Annotated in this window: 14 protein-coding genes and 2 pseudogenes; 15 read left to right on the forward strand and 1 reads right to left on the reverse strand. The window is 43.5% G+C overall.

All coding sequences use genetic code 11. From position 1 onward, the window contains the following. Positions 1-107: 107 nt before the first annotated feature. Positions 108-788, reverse strand: a pseudogene (locus DYE66_RS05935) (aspartate/glutamate racemase family protein). Positions 789-1,251: 463 nt separating this feature from the next. Between DYE66_RS05935 and DYE66_RS05945 the strand changes: the two are divergent. From DYE66_RS05945 to pstB (DYE66_RS06015), 15 genes and pseudogenes are all read left to right on the forward strand, one after another. Next, the gene (locus DYE66_RS05945; RefSeq protein WP_019782681.1) at positions 1,252-1,572 is read left to right on the forward strand and encodes a hypothetical protein; all 321 of its coding nucleotides are present in this window, start codon (positions 1,252-1,254) and stop codon (positions 1,570-1,572) included. Between the two features lie 126 nt (positions 1,573-1,698). Further along, positions 1,699-1,929: a DUF1858 domain-containing protein gene (locus DYE66_RS05950; protein ID WP_019782682.1), complete on the forward strand. Its 231-nt coding sequence runs from the start codon at positions 1,699-1,701 to the stop codon at positions 1,927-1,929. Position 1,930: 1 nt separating this feature from the next. Then, positions 1,931-3,337 (forward strand): DUF438 domain-containing protein, encoded by a 1,407-nt coding sequence (locus DYE66_RS05955; protein WP_003000537.1) that lies wholly within the window; start codon positions 1,931-1,933, stop codon positions 3,335-3,337. Positions 3,338-3,679: 342 nt separating this feature from the next. After that, positions 3,680-4,564, forward strand: coding sequence for a tRNA pseudouridine(55) synthase TruB (truB, locus tag DYE66_RS05960; RefSeq protein ID WP_044124000.1), 885 nt, complete (start codon positions 3,680-3,682; stop codon positions 4,562-4,564). Between the two features lie 5 nt (positions 4,565-4,569). Continuing rightward, positions 4,570-5,487: a bifunctional riboflavin kinase/FAD synthetase gene (locus tag DYE66_RS05965; RefSeq protein WP_003000517.1), complete on the forward strand. Its 918-nt coding sequence runs from the start codon at positions 4,570-4,572 to the stop codon at positions 5,485-5,487. A gap of 382 nt (positions 5,488-5,869) precedes the next feature. Then, on the forward strand, positions 5,870-6,283 hold the full coding sequence (locus DYE66_RS05970; RefSeq protein ID WP_003000383.1) for a Spx/MgsR family RNA polymerase-binding regulatory protein: 414 nt from the start codon (positions 5,870-5,872) through the stop codon (positions 6,281-6,283). Continuing rightward, a complete protein-coding gene (locus tag DYE66_RS05975) occupies positions 6,276-6,554 on the forward strand; it encodes a UPF0223 family protein (RefSeq protein ID WP_029236776.1) in 279 nt (92 codons plus the stop codon). Before DYE66_RS05970 ends, DYE66_RS05975 begins: the two co-directional genes overlap by 8 nt. Further along, the gene (locus DYE66_RS05980; RefSeq protein ID WP_002999998.1) at positions 6,544-7,314 is read left to right on the forward strand and encodes an inositol monophosphatase family protein; all 771 of its coding nucleotides are present in this window, start codon (positions 6,544-6,546) and stop codon (positions 7,312-7,314) included. The genes DYE66_RS05975 and DYE66_RS05980 overlap by 11 nt, the downstream gene beginning before the upstream one ends. A gap of 652 nt (positions 7,315-7,966) precedes the next feature. Next, positions 7,967-11,674 (forward strand): annotated as a pseudogene (locus DYE66_RS05985) (glycoside hydrolase family 70 protein); the annotation flags it as partial. 282 nt (positions 11,675-11,956) lie between these two features. Beyond that, entirely contained in the window at positions 11,957-13,273 is a 1,317-nt protein-coding gene (locus DYE66_RS05990; RefSeq protein ID WP_115325034.1) for an RsmF rRNA methyltransferase first C-terminal domain-containing protein, read from the forward strand. Positions 13,274-13,406: 133 nt separating this feature from the next. After that, positions 13,407-14,279, forward strand: coding sequence for a phosphate ABC transporter substrate-binding protein PstS family protein (locus DYE66_RS05995; RefSeq protein WP_115325035.1), 873 nt, complete (start codon positions 13,407-13,409; stop codon positions 14,277-14,279). 186 nt (positions 14,280-14,465) lie between these two features. Then, complete coding sequence (gene pstC / locus DYE66_RS06000; RefSeq protein WP_003000490.1) at positions 14,466-15,401, forward strand: phosphate ABC transporter permease subunit PstC; 936 nt, start codon at positions 14,466-14,468, stop codon at positions 15,399-15,401. Further along, complete coding sequence (gene pstA, locus DYE66_RS06005) at positions 15,391-16,278, forward strand: phosphate ABC transporter permease PstA (protein ID WP_003000336.1); 888 nt, start codon at positions 15,391-15,393, stop codon at positions 16,276-16,278. Before pstC ends, pstA begins: the two co-directional genes overlap by 11 nt. Before the next feature lie 11 nt (positions 16,279-16,289). Further along, entirely contained in the window at positions 16,290-17,093 is an 804-nt protein-coding gene (pstB, locus tag DYE66_RS06010; RefSeq protein ID WP_115325036.1) for a phosphate ABC transporter ATP-binding protein PstB, read from the forward strand. Between the two features lie 11 nt (positions 17,094-17,104). Continuing rightward, on the forward strand, positions 17,105-17,863 hold the full coding sequence (gene pstB / locus DYE66_RS06015; RefSeq protein WP_115325037.1) for a phosphate ABC transporter ATP-binding protein PstB: 759 nt from the start codon (positions 17,105-17,107) through the stop codon (positions 17,861-17,863). Position 17,864 lies beyond the last annotated feature (1 nt).

The raw sequence follows: 17,864 nt of genomic DNA on the forward strand, positions 1-17,864 counted from the left end.
CAGGCTTTGATTTTAACTCAGTATTAGAAGGAATCCATAGATACAAATTGAAGCCTATACAACTTCCGAAGTATACTCAAGCTTCTCTTGAATTACTTTTGCAAGGGTTAATCAGTTGCTAAAGCTAGTTGAGCTGCACGTTTTGCATGGATGACTGTCGTATCGAAAACCGGTAGTGATGAATCTTCTTGAGAAATTAATAGACCGATTTCCGTGCATCCCAAGATGACGGCTTGGGCTCCCTTTACTTTTAGTTGATTAATGACTTTAGCAAAATACTGGCGTGAGTCATCTTTGATAGCTCCTAAACAGAGTTTTTCGAAAATAATGCGATTAACTTCTTCAACTTGTTCATCTTCTGGAATCAAAACAGTTAATCCTCTATCAAATAATTTTTGTTTCATAGTGTATCTTGTTCCAAGCAGAGCAACTGTTCCAATATTATCTTCTTCCAAGGCATCAGCTGTAGCGTCAGCAATGTGAACTAGAGGAATATTAATCATTGATGTCACTTTTGGTACGACCTTATGCATGGTATTGGTGCAGATAACAATCATCTCAGCGCCAGCCATTTCTAACTTTTATGCAGCTCGACCAAGGATCTCACCGCTTTTCTCCCAGTCACCTTGAGTTTGGCATTTTTCAATTTCATCAAAATCAACACTAAAAAGAATGATTTTAGCTGAATGGAGACCTCCTAGTTCTTCCTTAACGGTCTCGTTAATCAATTGATAATAAGGAATAGTACTTTCCCGGCTCATGCCACCGATTAAACCGATTGTTTTCATATTTTGTCTCCTTTTACCAGATTTAGCAATATTATATCAGGAATTACATTAGAAATGGAATCTGGACTAAAATTCACTTGGTTTATATAAAGTGAGGCTCTTAAATCCTTTTTAGACCATATGCTAAGGTTGGGCGGTAAAATGGAGATAATAGCTAACTATAGAGGTATACAAAGACCTCAGACCTCTACTAGAAATATTTTTGCCATGAAAGTAATAAGAGGTGGCCTAATGGGAAGGTAAAATCGCTAAATTTTGAGAAAGTCCAACAAGAGATTGGTGACTACAAGGAGCTTCCTTAATGAATCGCTTTTTGCTGAAAAAAACAGTGTTAGGTACATTTCGGGATAGTATCCAAACATTTGCGGATAAGTGTCTAGACAGGACTTACTCTCTCTAGTAGACTAGAGAGGTCGAGGTTTCACAACCTTGCGATAGTTTACTTTTTGAAAGGAAAAATGAAATGAAATCACCAATTAAGAAAGCCCTCTTTACCTCAGCCCTTGTCGCTGCCCTTTTTGCAACGGGTTCCAGCGTTTCTGCCCTCGGTTTAACAGAAACCAACCGTTATGGTCGGGCTCAGAACCCTAATTTCTATCGGAGCCAATATGATTTCAAGGTTCATAATATGGACATTGAGGGCAACCCTATTCAGGAAGAGGGGACAGACTTTAGCCAATATTATTGGCGAGGGGATGAATCTGGCCAGTCAACCAGCTATGATGAAAATACCCATGTCACAACGACCACCTACTATACCATCCGTTACTGGGAAGCTAAATAATCGAAATTGTGACCTCAAGTCTGCTTGGGGTCCTTTTTTTGTGTCTGCGGATTTAGTCTGATTGTCCCGCGAGGACCTGTCCTTTGATATAATGGAGACATTACTAGAGAAAGTGAGTCACATGTTATGACCAATACCATAGATTTATCCAAACCGGTTGCCAAGACCTTGGAGGAGCATCCCGAGCTCAAGGAAATTCTGATTGATTTGGGCTTTAAACCCCTGGCTAATCCTTTGATGTTAAAAACTTTGGGTCAGGCGACTAGCCTTAAGGCAGGTTCCAAGTTGGCCAAGATTCCTTTGGAGAAAATCAAGCAAACACTAGAATTTAACGGCTACGAGGTTAAGGGGGATTGAGATGGCAGAGGAAAGGATTGAGATACTAAAAAACATTTTGGTGGATCTTCACCACGGTGCCAGTCAGGAGTCGGTTCAGGAGCGTTTTAATCAACATTTCCAAGGCGTTTCAGCACTGGAAATTTCTCTCATGGAGCATGAACTGATGTCCGATGAAAAGTCGGGCGTGACTTTTGAAGATGTCATGGAGCTCTGCGATGTCCATGCCAATCTCTTTAAGAATGCTGTTCAGGGCGTAGAAGTGGCTGATAGCGACCAGCCAGGGCATCCGGTCTATGTCTTTAAGCAGGAAAACCTAGCCCTGCGTGGTGCCCTCTTAAGAATTCGTCGTATTCTGGATAATTTGGCCCAGCCAGAAAATAGGGAGTTTCAGGCTGAACTTCTTAAGGGCCTGAAAAATCAGATGAGACTCTTAGGACAATTTCAACGCCACTACCAACGCAAGGAAGAGCTCTTCTTTCCAATTATGGAGTCCTATGGACATGATTCTCCACCCAGAGTCATGTGGGGTGTTGACGATGAAATCCGTCAGCTTTTTAAGGACCTGCAAGCTAAGGTCCAAGACTTGCCAGAAGTCGAGCTAGCAGTTGTCAAAGAGTCTTTTGAGGTCTTTGCGGATGAGTTCGAACAGATGATTTTCAAGGAAGAGTCTATCCTTTTAATGATTCTCTTAGAAATTTTTACCCAGGATGACTGGCTCAAGATTGCCAAAGAAAGTCAGGCTATCGGCTATGCTATTGTTAAGCCTGAGAAGGAATGGATTCCTCAGCGTGAGAAGTTTGAGCCATGTTCGGACTTGGACTCAGAGGATTCACAAGCGAAAGCAGGGGCAAGTCTAGAGCCGAAAGCGTCCAAAAAGTCAGAGCCAACAACTGGGCAGGGCTCCTTAGACTGGGCTTCCAGCCAAAAGCGAGAGCAGGTCATTGAGACCCCAGCTGGTCAATTTACCATTAGTTTTGAGCCAAAGAAAGAGTCTCTAAATCGACAAGAGCCACAACAATTTACCAATGGCTATCTTTCCTTGGACCAGGCTAATCTCATTTTGGACCATCTCCCTTTGGAAATCACTTTTGTCAATAAGGATGATATTTTCCAATACTACAACAATAGCGTTCCAGCTAAGGAAATGATTTTTAAACGAATGCCTAGTCAGATTGGCCGTAATGTTGAGCTCTGCCATCCGCCAAGAGTTCTTGATAAGGTTAAGCAGGTCTTTGAAGTTTTAAAGTCTGGCCAGAAGGACAAGGTGACCATGTGGTTCAAATCACAAAAGAAAGGTAAGTTCGTCTATGTGACCTATGCGGCTGTCCGAGACCAAGCAGGAGAATTTCAAGGTGTCCTGGAATATGTTCAAGATATTCAACCCTTCTTTGACTTAGAAGAGGACAGTCATAGGGATATTACCTAATTCCCATCATATTGTTGGCTTTGATTTTCGCTGAGTGGGAAACATAGTTTGGAAATTAAAGGCCAAAGGAAGTCACTTTTGATTGATTTGGCCAAGAAGTGCTAGAAAGTCGCTAAATTCTCAGATTTTTCTGGGAGTTTTGAAGCTGAAAAGAAGTCTAAGAAAATAGCCGTAAATCAACAGGATTCTGTCTCAGACTAAGTTATGTTTTGATTTTGGAGCGACTATTCCCACTTTCTAACCAGAATAAGCCCTCGAGGGACACGGAAACTCCTGACTTCAAGTCAAGCCTTGCCGGTTTGGCTTCTTTCTTTTAGGTCTAAAAAAAGGTATAATAGCAGAATGATGAACGGTATTATTAATCTCAAAAAAGAGGCTGGCATGACTAGTCATGATGCGGTTTTTAAACTGCGAAAAATTCTGGGCCAAAAGAAGATTGGTCATGGTGGGACCCTGGACCCTGATGTTACAGGTGTTTTACCCATTGCCCTAGGTAAGGCTACTCGGGTGTTGGAATACATGACTGATAGTGGTAAGGTCTATGAAGGTCAAATTACCCTGGGATATTCAACCACAACAGAGGATGCTAGTGGGGAAATCGTGTCTGAGACACCGATTTCCCAAGAGCAGTTGACCCAAGAAGAAGTTGACCAGACTATGGCAACTTTCTTAGGGGAAATCACGCAGGTTCCTCCCATGTATTCGGCCGTTAAGGTCAATGGTCGCAAGCTCTACGAATATGCCAGGACTGGCCAAACTGTTGAGCGCCCCCAAAGACAGGTAACCATTAAAGAATTCACTCGGACTTCTCCTCTGACCTTTGACAAGGGACTCTGTCGCTTTGATTTCCGCGTGGCCTGTGGCAAGGGGACCTATGTTCGAACCCTAGCCGTTAATTTGGGGGAGAAATTGGGCTTGGCCAGCCATATGTCAGTCCTCAAAAGGACAGCTTCAGCAGGCCTAGTCTTGGAAGATGCTCTGACCCTAGAAGACATCGCTAATCGGGTTGTAAAAGAAGATTTTAGTTTCTTCTTGCCCTTGGAATACGGGGTTCTAGATTTGCCCAGAGTGGATCTAAATCAAGAACAAAAGACCGAGATTTCCTTTGGTCGCTTTATTAAGTTGGACTCCCAGGAGCCCCTTTTGGCTGCATTCTATGGAGATGCGGTCCAAGCCATTCTGGAAAGAAGGGGCCACTTATATAAACCGCGAAAGGTTTTAGTATAGAAACGATGAAAATTATTGAGATAGAAAATTATCAAGCCATTGAGCAAGAGGAGGAGACGGTTCTTGTTCTGGGCTATTTTGATGCCCTCCATCAGGGGCATAAGGTTCTTTTTGATAGAGCCAAAGAAATTGCCAAAGAAAAGCACTTAAAAATCGCTGTTCTAACCTTTTTCGAATCACCCAAACTGGTTTTCTCTCGCTTTGAGCCTGATTTGCTCAAGCATATTACCTACCCAGAGAAGCGCTATGCGAAGTTTGCTGAATATGGGGTAGATTATCTCTACCTGACCAATTTTACCTCGGCCTTTTCCAAAGTTTCTTCAGATGATTTCATCAAGAACTACATTGGAGGGCTCAAGGCTAAAGCACTGGTGGTTGGCTTTGATTACAAATTTGGCCATAATCGAACGGATGCAGATTATCTGGTCAGAAATTTTCCTGGTCAGGTTCTGACGGTGCCCCAGGTCAGCCAGGACGGTCAGAAGATTTCCTCCACTCGTATCCGTGGTCTCATCGCCCAAGGAAATATTGCCCAGGTTAATCAACTGCTAGGCTATGAATTTTCCACTCGGGGAATCGTAGTTCACGGAGATGCTAGGGGACGGACTATCGGCTTTCCAACTGCCAATTTGGCCCCGCTTGATGCCACCTTTCTACCAGCAGATGGCGTCTACGTTACGGATGTCTTGCTCAAGGGCAGGCGCTATCGGGCTATGACAAGTATCGGAAAGAATGTCACTTTTGGTGGCACCGAGCTTCGCTTGGAGGCCAATCTTTTCGATTTTTCTGGCGATATTTATGGCGAACAACTGGAGCTAATCTGGCTGGATAAGATTCGTGAGATGGTTAAATTCAATGGAATTGATGAACTTGTTGACCAGCTCCACAAGGACCAAAAGATAGCTCAAGAGTGGAAACTTTAGACCTATAAAAATCGCAAATACTGTAAAGTTCTTCATTTGAATTTAAACTAATTTTAGGGCACCTCTAAAAACCCCAAACTTTTAAATTAAAGTGTTGATTTAGCAACAATTGTAACGACAAAATCGCAATTTTATTGAGTATTTAGAGGTGCCCTTTAAAGAGAGTCTTCAAGCAAGGTTGGGTCTAAGTGCTAGTCTAGCTACTTGACAGAGAATAGGCTACTGAAACGTTCAGACTACGATCCAATTTGACAGGAGGGTTGGAACTTTCTCTGAGAGTTAACCTTTGAGAGTTTCTAGCGATAGCCGCTTCAAACCTACCTAGCATTTTTATTGTTTTTTGTGTATAATGTCAGGGTGAAAGGGTTTTAAAAACAACTTTATGATTACACTATTCTTATCTCCGTCATGCACCAGTTGTCGAAAGGCAAGAGCTTGGTTGACCAACCATGAGGTGGCATTTCAGGAACATAATATTATAACCAGTCCCCTATCGGCTGAGGAGCTCAGAGCTATCTTGGCTTTGACGGAGAACGGGACTGAGGACATCATTTCAACCCGTTCGAAGGTCTTTCAAAAATTAGATGTGGACGTTGATGACCTCTCTATCTCGCAACTGATTGATTTGATTGCAAAAAATCCCAGCCTCCTGCGTCGGCCCATTATCTTGGATAAAAAGCGGATGCAGATTGGTTTCAATGAAGATGAAATTCGGGCCTTCCTGCCTCGCCACTATCGGGAACAGGAACTCCGTCTGGCTACGATTAGGGCAGAATTAGAGGGTGACCATGACTAAGAATTATTCCTATCCGCTAGATTTTTCATGGAGCACTGAGGAGATTTCATCAGTGCTTTCTTTTTTGAATTGTGTAGAAGCTGCCTACGAATCCAAGGTCAAGGCTGAAAACTTCTTGCAGGCCTACGAGGCTTTTAAGGAGATCGTTCCTAGCAAGATGCAGGAAAAACAGATTGACCGGGACTTTGAGAAGGTTAGTGGCTATTCGAGCTATCGAGCCCTGCAGGTTGCCAAAGCTAAAGTAGAAGGGTGGATTTCCCTTGCAAGCTAAATTTGAATTTGCCCAAATGCTCATCCGTGAAGCTGTGGCCTACGTCAAAAAGCGGATGACAGAAGATTTAGAAATTGAAGAAAAATCCAGCTTCAATGACTTAGTGACCAATATTGATAAGGATACCCAAGACCTGATGGTTAGGCGGATTCAAGAGGCCTATCCTGATGATTTTATCTTGGGTGAGGAAAACGACCTCTACCATGATGTCAAGGAAGGTCGGGTCTGGGTCTTGGACCCAATTGATGGAACCGTTAATTTCATTGCCCAAGGCCGGGATTTTGCTGTTATGATGGCCTATTATGAGGAAGGCATCGGTAAATTTGGCCTTATTTATGATGTCAGCTCAGATTTACTCTTCTGCGGGGGTGGTCCATTCCAAGTGACCTGCAATGGTCAGCCTCTTCCAGCCTACCAGCCACGGCCTCTCAATCGTCAACTGCTCGGAGCAAATGGTAGCATGTATGCCAATAACTATAGAGGATTAGCCAACTTGGCCAGTCATTTATTGGGAGTCAGGGTGTTAGGGAGCGCCGGTATTAGTATGAGTCGGGTCCTAAAGGGCCAACTACTGGGCTATTTTTCCTCTATCTCTCCTTGGGATTATGCGGCGGCTAGTATCATGGGAGAGAAGTTGGGCTACCAACTCTTGACCATGACCGGAGAGCCTCTTGATTACAAGAGTCGCCAAGCTGTAATGTTTATTCCTCAAGCAGAGTCTGACAAAATCCAGTCCTACTTAGGTAGCAGGAAACGATAATTTCTAAGGATAAAGATTAACGAGGCTGGGACGAAAGTCCTTGCCTCGTTACTTTTTCAACCTCAAACGCTTTGGACGCAGTGGTTGCAAGACAGCAAAGTTATCTAGCTGCTAAAGCAGCTGATGACTAACGGTAAGGCACTGTGATGCTTGCCTAGTCCCCTTACTAGCTAGGATAAAACGATAATAATAATTTTATTGCCGTGTCGTGTCCGTATTTTCGAAAGCTAGGCAAGTGTAAGTCTGTGGGGTGGGAAATAAAAAGGTGCAATGCACCTTGAATCCCGCGACACTTCACAGGTAAACTTGGTGCTTGTTTACCTGTGAAGTTAGTAAGTGAAGGCAGGCAGGTTATACTGGCGACTGCCCTCTTACCTTCCTTGAGCCTTGAAACTAAGAAGTGTGGGGGAACTTGACGGTGTTGCTGTAGTAAGCTCTATCCCGCTCTTTTTTAATACTCACAGGCTTTTAGCGTGAGAGGTAAGTATTTTGTGAAAATTAAATTATCTTAAAAATGAGATATATTTTCGTAAAGTTAAAATAATTAACTAGTAATAATTCGAACAATATGTTATTATGATTAGGATATTGAAATAATTTGAAGAGAGATACAATTTCACATATCGAATAAATAATCATAAAGGAGTTTTTCATGGAGAGAGAAACAAAACTACGCTACAAAATGCGTAAAGTCAAAAAGAGATGGGTAACTGTAGCGATTGCTACGGTCGCCCTACCTATGTCTCTATTGTTAGCACCCTCTGCGAGTGCAGATGACAGTGTAGCAGTAGCCAATCAAACAAGCCTTACGACCGATCAGTCTAACCAAGGAACTATTACAGCTACTAATAATCAGGTATCTCCTGCAGTTGAAACAACAGCGGATGCTGTTTCAATTCAAGCTGATCAAGATTACCTTAAAGTCGGCAAAAGTGTTGACATTGCTGTCACCCCTGATAATAGTGTCCAAACTAGTGATGCTGTCTCTTCTAATGAGAAAGTCCAAGTGCGAACATCTGCTGTTAGAACTCAAGTAAATCGCATGGTTCCAACTAATACAGCAACCACAGCAGCGACAAGGCAGGCTCAAGCTCAACCAAAAGTTGTTAAAACAGAAGTAAGTAGGTTGGTGACGACAAGGCCCGATTTTAAAAATACTGGCACAAATCTCAATAATCTTAATCTGAAAAATTCAGTAGTTCAGCCACAAGAGAATAATTTTGCAAAGAATAACCAAGCTTACAGCAATCAGGCTGAAAGCTTTGAAACCGTCGATAATTACCTGACTGCAGATTCTTGGTATCGGCCCAAGGCCATCCTGAAGGATGGAAAAACTTGGACTACAAGTAGTGAGAGTGATTTCCGACCGGTCCTGATGTCATGGTGGCCAGATACAGTCACTAAGACAGCCTATGTCAATTTCTGGGCTAAGGAAGGTCTGATTTCTAGTCAAGCAGCAAGAAATTTAGATACAGCGGTTCAAGCTATTCAAACCGCTATTGAAAAGAAAATTGCCACTGAAGGAAACACGGCTTGGTTGCGCAACAAGATGACTCAATTTGTGCAATCACAAAGTCAATGGAATATCAATTCGGAAAATCCAACAAGTTATCCTAACCAAGACCACTTGCAAGGTGGTGCCCTGCTCTTTTCAAACAGTAAGGATACTGGGCATGCTAATTCAGACTGGCGTTTGCTCAATCGCAATCCCTCTCAACAAAATGGTCGTGTGAACTACCATAAATCATCTTATGGTGGTTATGAATTGCTCTTAGCCAATGACGTGGACAACTCGAATCCAATCGTCCAAGCCGAGCAGCTCAATCATTTCCACTACCTCATGAACTGGGGGGAAATCGTTATGGGAGATAAGGATGCCAATTTTGATGGTGTCCGTGTCGATGCGGTTGATAATGTTGATGCCGACCTCCTCCAAATTCAACGCGACTACTACAAGGCTAAATACGGTGTTGACAAAAATGAGAAGAATGCTATTGATCACTTATCTATTTTGGAAGCTTGGTCAGGCAATGATAATGATTACGTCAAGGATCAAAACAACTTTTCTCTCTCTATTGATAATGATCAACGTTCAGGTATGCTGAAAGCTTTTGGCTATGCTTCTGCCTACCGTGGCAATTTGAGTAGACTTGTGACTGCTGGATTGAAAAACCGCAGCAAAAACAGTAGTGGGGATCCAATTCCTAACTATGTCTTTATTCGGGCTCATGATTCTGAAGTTCAAACACGTATTGCCACTGTTATTCGAGAAAGATTAGGAATGGGTAATGTTGACGGTTTGACCAATATCACTTTGGATGATTTGGAAAAAGCCTTTGCTATCTATAATCAGGATATGTACTCAGTTGATAAGCAGTATTATATCAACAACCTACCTATGGCCTATACTTGGATGTTGCAAAACAAGGATACGGTTACTCGAGTTTATTATGGTGATATGTATACTGACAACGGTCAGTATATGGCAACTAAAACCCCATTCTACAATGCCATTGAAACCATGCTTAAAGCTCGTATCAAATATGTGGCCGGTGGTCAACAAGCAGGCTATAATCAAGGATGGAATGGCGGAATCTTGACATCTGTTCGTTATGGTAAGGGAGCTGATAGCGTTACAGACCGTGGATCTAGCGAAACCCGCACGTCTGGTATGGCTGTCTTGATTAACAATATGCCTAACTTCCAAGCTTCCAGTGGGGTAACCCTGAGTATGGGAGCAGCCCATAAGCGTCAGGCCTACCGTCCTCTTCTTTTGTCAACTAAAGATGGCATTGCGACCTATTTTAACGATCGCGATGTCAACAGTAATCAGTATAAATATACTGATAGCGAAGGCCGTTTGAGTTTTAGTGCTTCTGAACTGCGCAGTGTTGCTAATGTCCAAGTTTCAGGGATGATTCAAGTCTGGGTGCCAGTAGGAGCAGCCGATAACCAAGATGTTCGCACAGCGCCAAGTACCAGTGCTACTAAAGATGGTAATATTTATCATCAATCTGACGCCTTGGATTCTCAGGTTATCTACGAAGGTTTCTCAAACTTCCAAGCCTTTGCTCAAACGCCTGAACAATATACCAATGCGGTGATTGCTAAGCATGCAGATCTTTTCAAGTCATGGGGAATCACTCAATTTGAAATGGCGCCGCAGTATGTATCATCAGAAGATGGCACCTTCCTCGACTCCGTTATTTTGAATGGTTATGCCTTCAGTGATCGCTATGATTTGGCCATGAGCAAGAATAACAAGTATGGCTCTAAGCAAGACTTGGCCAATGCTATTAAGGCTTTGCATGCCGCAGGTATCAAGGTTCTGTCTGATTGGGTGCCAGACCAAATGTATAACCTGCCAGGAAAAGAGGTTGTTACGGCAACTCGGGTTAACCAATATGGTCAAACAACCGCAAGGGCAGCCATCAATAAGATCCCTTACGTGGTCAACACTCGGACTTATGGCGACTACCAAGAGCAGTATGGTGGTAAATTCTTGGATGAGTTGCAAAAGCTCTACCCAAGTCTCTTCACGACTAAGCAAATCTCAACAGGCAAGGCAATTGATCCATCAGTTAAGATTACCAACTGGTCAGCTAAGTACTTCAATGGTTCTAATATCTTGGGCCGCGGAGCTAAGTATGTCCTTAGTGATGGTAAGCAGTACTTCAATTTAACTAGTGGTAAACTTTACTTGCCAACTGCTTTGTTGAGTAATGCGACGACGACTACTCAGCCATCCACTCCTAGCCAACCTACTCAACCATCTAAGCCATCGACAAAATCTGCGGGTATTTCTTACGATGGCAAGGGATACATTTATCGTTTGGCAACTGGTCAACGGGTCAAGGACAGCTTAGTTACCGATAAGGGCAATCTCTATTACTTCGGTAAGACTGGTTACATGGTCACAGGTATGCAGAAGGTAAAAGGGGCGACCTACTACTTTGGTAAAGATGGCAAGGCTTTGAAGAACGGTATCTATACGGATGCAGCCGGTAAGAGCTATTACTTCAATAATGACGGCAAACGCCTAGAAAATGGGTATTACTCCTTTGGCGTTGACAAGTGGCGTCATTTTGAAAATGGTGTGATGGCCGTTGGACTAACCAAAGTTAAGGGCAAAGCTAACACTTATACTCAGTACTATGATGCCCAAGGAATCCAGGTCAAGGGAGACTTTGTTACTGGTGAAGATGGAAAAGTGAGATATTTCGACAAGAAGTACGGAAACATGGTTTCCAATCAATTTATCAAAAATTCGGACGGCGAAAGATTTTATTTCGATCAAGATGGTGTAGCCGTTACAGGCTACCATGTTATTGATGGAAAATCCTATTACTTCAATGACAAAGGGGTTTTAATCAGAGAATATAGCTGGAATGACTTTACCGGTTACCGACGACCAACCTATCGATCACACTGTACTAATCGGTTTTATTCTGGATGGAATGACTTTACCGGTTACCGACGACCAACCTATCGATCACACTATACTAATCGGTTTTATTCTGGATGGAATGGCTTCCGATTCTAAATATTCTTTTAGAGGAAGTAATACAAAAATCTATTGTCCAGAATAGGTAAAAAAGGCTAGATGGCTGTAAACCTCTAGCCTTTTTGTTATAATAAAACTATGACTTTGCCCAAGGAATTTATTGAAAATAATCAAGACTTACTAGGTGATGAGGCGGCTGATTTTTTGGCCTCTTTCCAGCAAGAAGCAGTCTCAGCCTTTCGAACCAACCCTTTGAAAAAAGCTCAAAAATCCTTTCCTCAGCCTATTCCCAATAGTCTTTGGGGACATTATGGTAAGGTCTCTGGCAAATCCATTGAGCACGTAACTGGGCTGGTTTATTCGCAGGAGCCAGCTGCTCAGATGGTGGCTCAAGTTGCAGCACCGCAAAAAGGTATGAGAGTCTTGGATTTGGCTGCTGCCCCCGGTGGGAAGACGACCCATTTGCTCTCCTATATGGATAATACGGGGATTCTCATAAGTAACGAGATTTCCAAAAAACGCAGTAAGATTTTAGTTGAGAATGTCGAGCGTTTCGGGGCAAGCAATGTCGTGGTAACCAATGAAAGTCCACAAGGTCTAGCTAAGGTCTTTAAAAATTACTTTGATCTCATTGTTTTAGATGCCCCTTGCTCAGGTGAAGGGATGTTTCGCAAGGACCCAGATGCCTGTCAGTATTGGAGTGGGGACTATCCAGATCAATGTGCTCGCCTCCAAAAAGAGATTTTGACTGAGGCCATGACCATGCTGGCGCCTGGTGGTCGTTTAGTTTATTCGACCTGTACCTGGTCCCCAGAAGAAAACGAAGCCGTAGTGACTTGGCTACTAGAGACCTACCCAGACCTTGAGCTCCTGCCTGTTGAGAAACTTAATGGCATGGTTGGAGGCATAGGCATGCCCCAGGTGGCAAGGATGTATCCCCATCGTTTTAAAGGCGAGGGACAATTCCTTGCCCACTTTCAGGATAGGCGACCAACTCCTAGCAAGCCACAAAAGCTCAAACCAGCTAGGAGTAATTTGACCCCCGAGCAAAAGAGGCTTTGGCAGGACTTTGCTAAGGAGAACCTTCTGGTGGAACTATCTGGTCTACTCCAGGTCTTTGGTGACCAGCTCTATTGCTTGCCTGAGGGCCTGCCAGATTTGGCCAAGATTAAAATTGCTCGCAATGGTCTGCATTTGGGAACCTTTAAAAAGAAGCGCTTTGAGCCAGCCTTCGCCCTCGGTTTAGCCCTTGCTAGTGACCAGGTCAAACATAGTCTGACCTTGACTGAGACAGATTTTAAAACCTATGTTTCTGGTAATACCCTGACCGTGGATAGCAATCTAGCCAATGGCTGGTATCAGATTTTGGTAGAGGGAAATGGCCTTGGCTTTGCCAAGCTGGTCAATGGAACCTTGAAGAATTATTTTCCCAAGGGCCTGCGCTTTTTCTCCTGATGTAACAGTTTTGTTACATTGATGTGCCATATATCAAAAATAAGTCTAATATGATATGATTAGATAAGAAGTTTGATGCTTCTAATAACAGACTGATTATGCTTGATTTTGAAAACAATTACAGGATTTAAAAATGAAAAAATGGAATAAAAAGCGTCTTCTTTTCCTGACCATGATGGGGGCAGCTCTTTTTTGTCTATCGGCTTGTGCCTCTTGGATTGACCGAGGGGAGAATATCACTAGCGTTGGCTCCACCGCCCTACAACCGATGGTTGAAGGAGCAGCAGATATCTTCTCTGAGGAAAACCAAGGGAAGACCGTCAATGTCCAGGGGGGTGGCTCTGGTACAGGCCTTTCTCAGGTCCAGTCTGGAGCAGTCCAAATCGGTAATAGCGATGTTTTTGCCGAGGAAAAGGATGGTATTGATGCTAGTCAATTAGTCGACCACCAGGTTGCTGTCGCTGGGATTGCGGTGATTGTCAACAAGAAAGTCGGCATGAAGAATATCACCAGCCAGCAGTTACAGAAGATTTTCAGTGGGCAATACACCAACTGGAAACAACTGGGTGGTAAGGACCTTGAGATTACCATCATCAATAGGGCAGCAGGGTCTGGAACGCGTTCGACCTTTGATAGTGTCATTATGAAGGATAAGGCTAGCAAGCAGAGCCAGGAGCAGGACTCAAATGGAATGGTTCGCTCAATTGTTGCTCAAACGCCAGGAGCGATTTCTTATCTGGCCTTTGCCTATGTTGACAATTCCGTTGCCACCATCAAGTTAAATGGCCACGAAGCTAATGCTAAAAACGTCACAACGAATGACTGGCCCCTTTGGTCCTACGAACATATGTACACCAAGGGCCCGGCTAAGGGCTTGACCAAGGAGTTTTTGGATTATGTCTATAGTGATACGGTTCAAAAACGGGTGGTTAAGAAAATGGGTTATATCTCAATTAATGAGATGAAGGTCAAAAAGGATGCCCAAGGCAAGGTAACCCCCAAATAAGTCTAGATTGGACGATGAGTGGGTGACATTATATACTCAATAAAAATCAAAAATAGCCAAGGCAACGAACTGCAGGCAGTACTTGGGTACGGCAAAGTGAGTTAACGATGGATAGTTTTGATTTTTGAAGAGTTAGTGCCAACCCAATAGGCTTTTATAGCCCACCATCTCTTCTAAGGAGTTTTCATGAAAAAACAAGATTTGGCGAAGCAACTGACCTCGCCATCGAAAAATTCACGGCTGGAAAAATTCGGAAAGACCATCACATTTCTATGCTTAATCTTGATCGTCTTTATCGTAGCTATGATTCTGATCTTTGTTGCCCAGAAGGGCCTTTCGACCTTCTTCGTTAATGGGGTCAATATCTTTGATTTCCTCTTTGGAAAAAATTGGCAACCGACGGTTAAGGATGCCCACGGTAATTATATTATGGGCGCCTTGCCCATGATTACGGGTTCCTTTATTGTTACCATCTTGTCCGCCTTGATTGCCACTCCCTTTGCCATTGGGGCGGCCATCTTCATGACAGAGATTTCGCCCAAACGTGGGGCTAGATTACTGCAACCAACCATTGAATTGCTGACAGGGATTCCATCCGTTGTTTACGGTTTTATCGGTTTACAGGTTGTTGTGCCCTTTGTTCGGACCCTCTTTGGTGGGACTGGTTTTGGGATTCTCTCAGGGGTCTTTGTCCTCTTTGTCATGATTCTGCCAACGGTGACCTTTATGACAACCGATAGCCTGCGCTCAGTGCCCCGTCACTATCGGGAAGCGAGCCTGGCCATGGGAGCTACCCGCTGGCAAACTATCTGGCGGGTTGTTCTGAGAGCAGCCAAGCCTGGTATTTTCACAGCTGTCGTCTTTGGTATGGCTAGAGCCTTTGGTGAAGCCTTGGCCATTCAAATGGTTGTCGGAAACTCACCGGTTATGCCAACCTCTCTGATTACACCAGCCTCAACCTTGACTTCGGTCTTGACCATGGGTATTGGAAACACGGTCATGGGAACGGTGCAAAATAATGTACTCTGGTCCCTTGCCTTGGTTCTCTTGATTATGAGTCTGGCCTTCAATATGTTGATGAAGTTCATCACTAGGGAGAAAAAAGTAAATTATGAACGCTAAAAAAATTGATCAGCTGGTGACTGCCTGTCTCTATGCCATTGCAGGGATCATCGTGGCAGTCTTAACAGCCCTAATTCTTTATATTCTGGTGCGTGGACTACCTCATGTAAGCTGGCACTTTTTGACAGGGAAATCCTCAGCCTATCAGGCTGGCGGTGGTATTGGTATCCAGCTCTATAATTCTCTCTTTTTGCTCTTGATTACTTTGATCATTTCCATCCCACTTTCTATGGGGGCAGGAATCTATTTATCAGAGTATGCCAAGAAGGGGCGCCTAATTAACTTTGTCAGGACCTGTATTGAAATCTTGTCCTCTCTGCCATCGGTAGTTGTTGGTCTCTTTGGTTATCTGATTTTTGTTGTCCAATTTCATTATGGCTTCTCCATTATTTCTGGTGCCCTGGCTTTGACCGTTTTCAACTTACCGCAGATGACTCGGACGGTTGAAGATAGTCTTCGCAATATCCACCATACCCAAAGGGAAGCAGGACTGGCTCTAGGTCTATCGCGCTGGGAAACTGTTATTCATGTGGTGATTCCAGAAGCCATTCCAAGTATTATTACTGGGGTCGTTCTGGCTTCTGGTCGTATCTTTGGTGAAGCTGCTGCCCTGATTTATACAGCGGGACAATCTGCACCAGCGGTTGATTGGAGCAATTGGAATCCTTTAAGTATCAATAGCCCTATCTCAATTTTCCGTCAGTCGGAAACCCTGGCTGTTCATATTTGGAAGGTTAATAGTGAAGGGACTATCCCAGATGCTACCATGGTTTCTGCTGGTAGTGGAGCTGTGCTTTTGATTTTCATCTTGATTTTCAATCTATCCGCCCGCTATCTTGGAAAGAAACTCCATGCTAGATTAACTTCTGCAAAATAAGAGGATGACTAATGACTGAATACAATTGGGACGAACGCTATATCATGAGTTTTGAGGGCAAGGATTTGGCCCTAGAAACCAAGGATCTTCATGTCTACTATGGTTCCAAAGAGGCCATCAAAGGCATTGATATGCAGTTCGAGAAAAATAAAATTACGGCCTTTATTGGGCCTTCAGGATGTGGAAAATCTACCTTCTTACGCAGCCTTAACCGGATGAATGATACCATTGATATTGCCAAGGTAATCGGTCAAATCCTCTATGAGGGAATTGACATCAATCGTCCAGAAATCAATGTTTACGAAATGCGTAAGCATATCGGCATGGTTTTCCAAAGACCCAATCCCTTTGCCAAATCTATTTATAAAAACATTACCTTTGCCCATGAAAGAGCAGGAGTGAAGGATAAGAAGGTTTTGGACGAGATTGTTGAGACCTCGCTAAAACAGGCTGCCCTTTGGGACCAGGTCAAGGATGACCTGCACAAATCAGCCTTTACCCTATCAGGTGGTCAGCAACAAAGACTATGTATTGCTCGCGCAATCTCAGTAAAACCAGATATTTTACTCATGGACGAGCCAGCCTCAGCTCTTGACCCCATCGCAACCATGCAATTGGAGGAAACCATGGCTGAGCTCAAGAAAGATTATTCCATCATCATTGTGACCCACAATATGCAACAGGCCGCTCGTGTCAGTGATTATACCGCCTTCTTTTATTTGGGTGACTTGATTGAGTATGATAAGACCAGACATATCTTCCAAAATGCACAATGTCAGTCAACAAGCGACTACGTTTCTGGACGCTTTGGTTAGAAAGGGACCTTATGACAGAACCAATATTGCAGGTCAGAGATTTATCTGTTTACTATAATAAGAAAAAAGCTCTGAACAATATTAATATGGATTTCATGCCCAATGAAATTACAACTTTGATTGGGCCATCGGGTTCGGGAAAGTCTACCTTGTTGCGGTCTATCAATCGGATGGGGGATCTCAATCCAGAGGTTACCTTGACCGGAGCAATCACCTACAATGGTCATAACATATATGGTCCTAGGACGGATACGGTCGCCCTACGTAAGGAAATCGGGATGGTCTTCCAGCAACCGAATCCCTTCCCCATGACCATCTACGAAAATGTGACCTATGGTCTTAGGATTAAGGGGGTTCATGATAAGGCAGTTCTCGATGAAGCCGTTGAGTCTTCCCTAATTGGTGCTTCCATCTGGGATGAGGTCAAGGACCGTCTCCATGATTCTGCCTTGGGGCTTTCAGGCGGCCAGCAGCAGCGGGTATGTATTGCCCGGGTTTTAGCAACCAGTCCCAAAATTATTCTAATGGACGAGCCAACTTCAGCCCTTGATCCGATTTCTTCTGGTAAAATTGAAGAAACCCTATATGGGCTTAAAGATAAATACACCATGTTAATTGTAACTCGTTCGATGCAGCAGGCTTCGCGAATTTCTGATAAGACTGGCTTTTTCCTTGCTGGAGATTTGGTTGAATTTAACTCAACTAAAGAAATGTTCCTCAATCCTGCTCATGAAGAAACTGAGGATTACATTAGCGGTAAATTTGGTTAGT

Source organism: Streptococcus downei MFe28, assembly GCF_900459175.1.
Taxonomy (GTDB): domain Bacteria; phylum Bacillota; class Bacilli; order Lactobacillales; family Streptococcaceae; genus Streptococcus; species Streptococcus downei.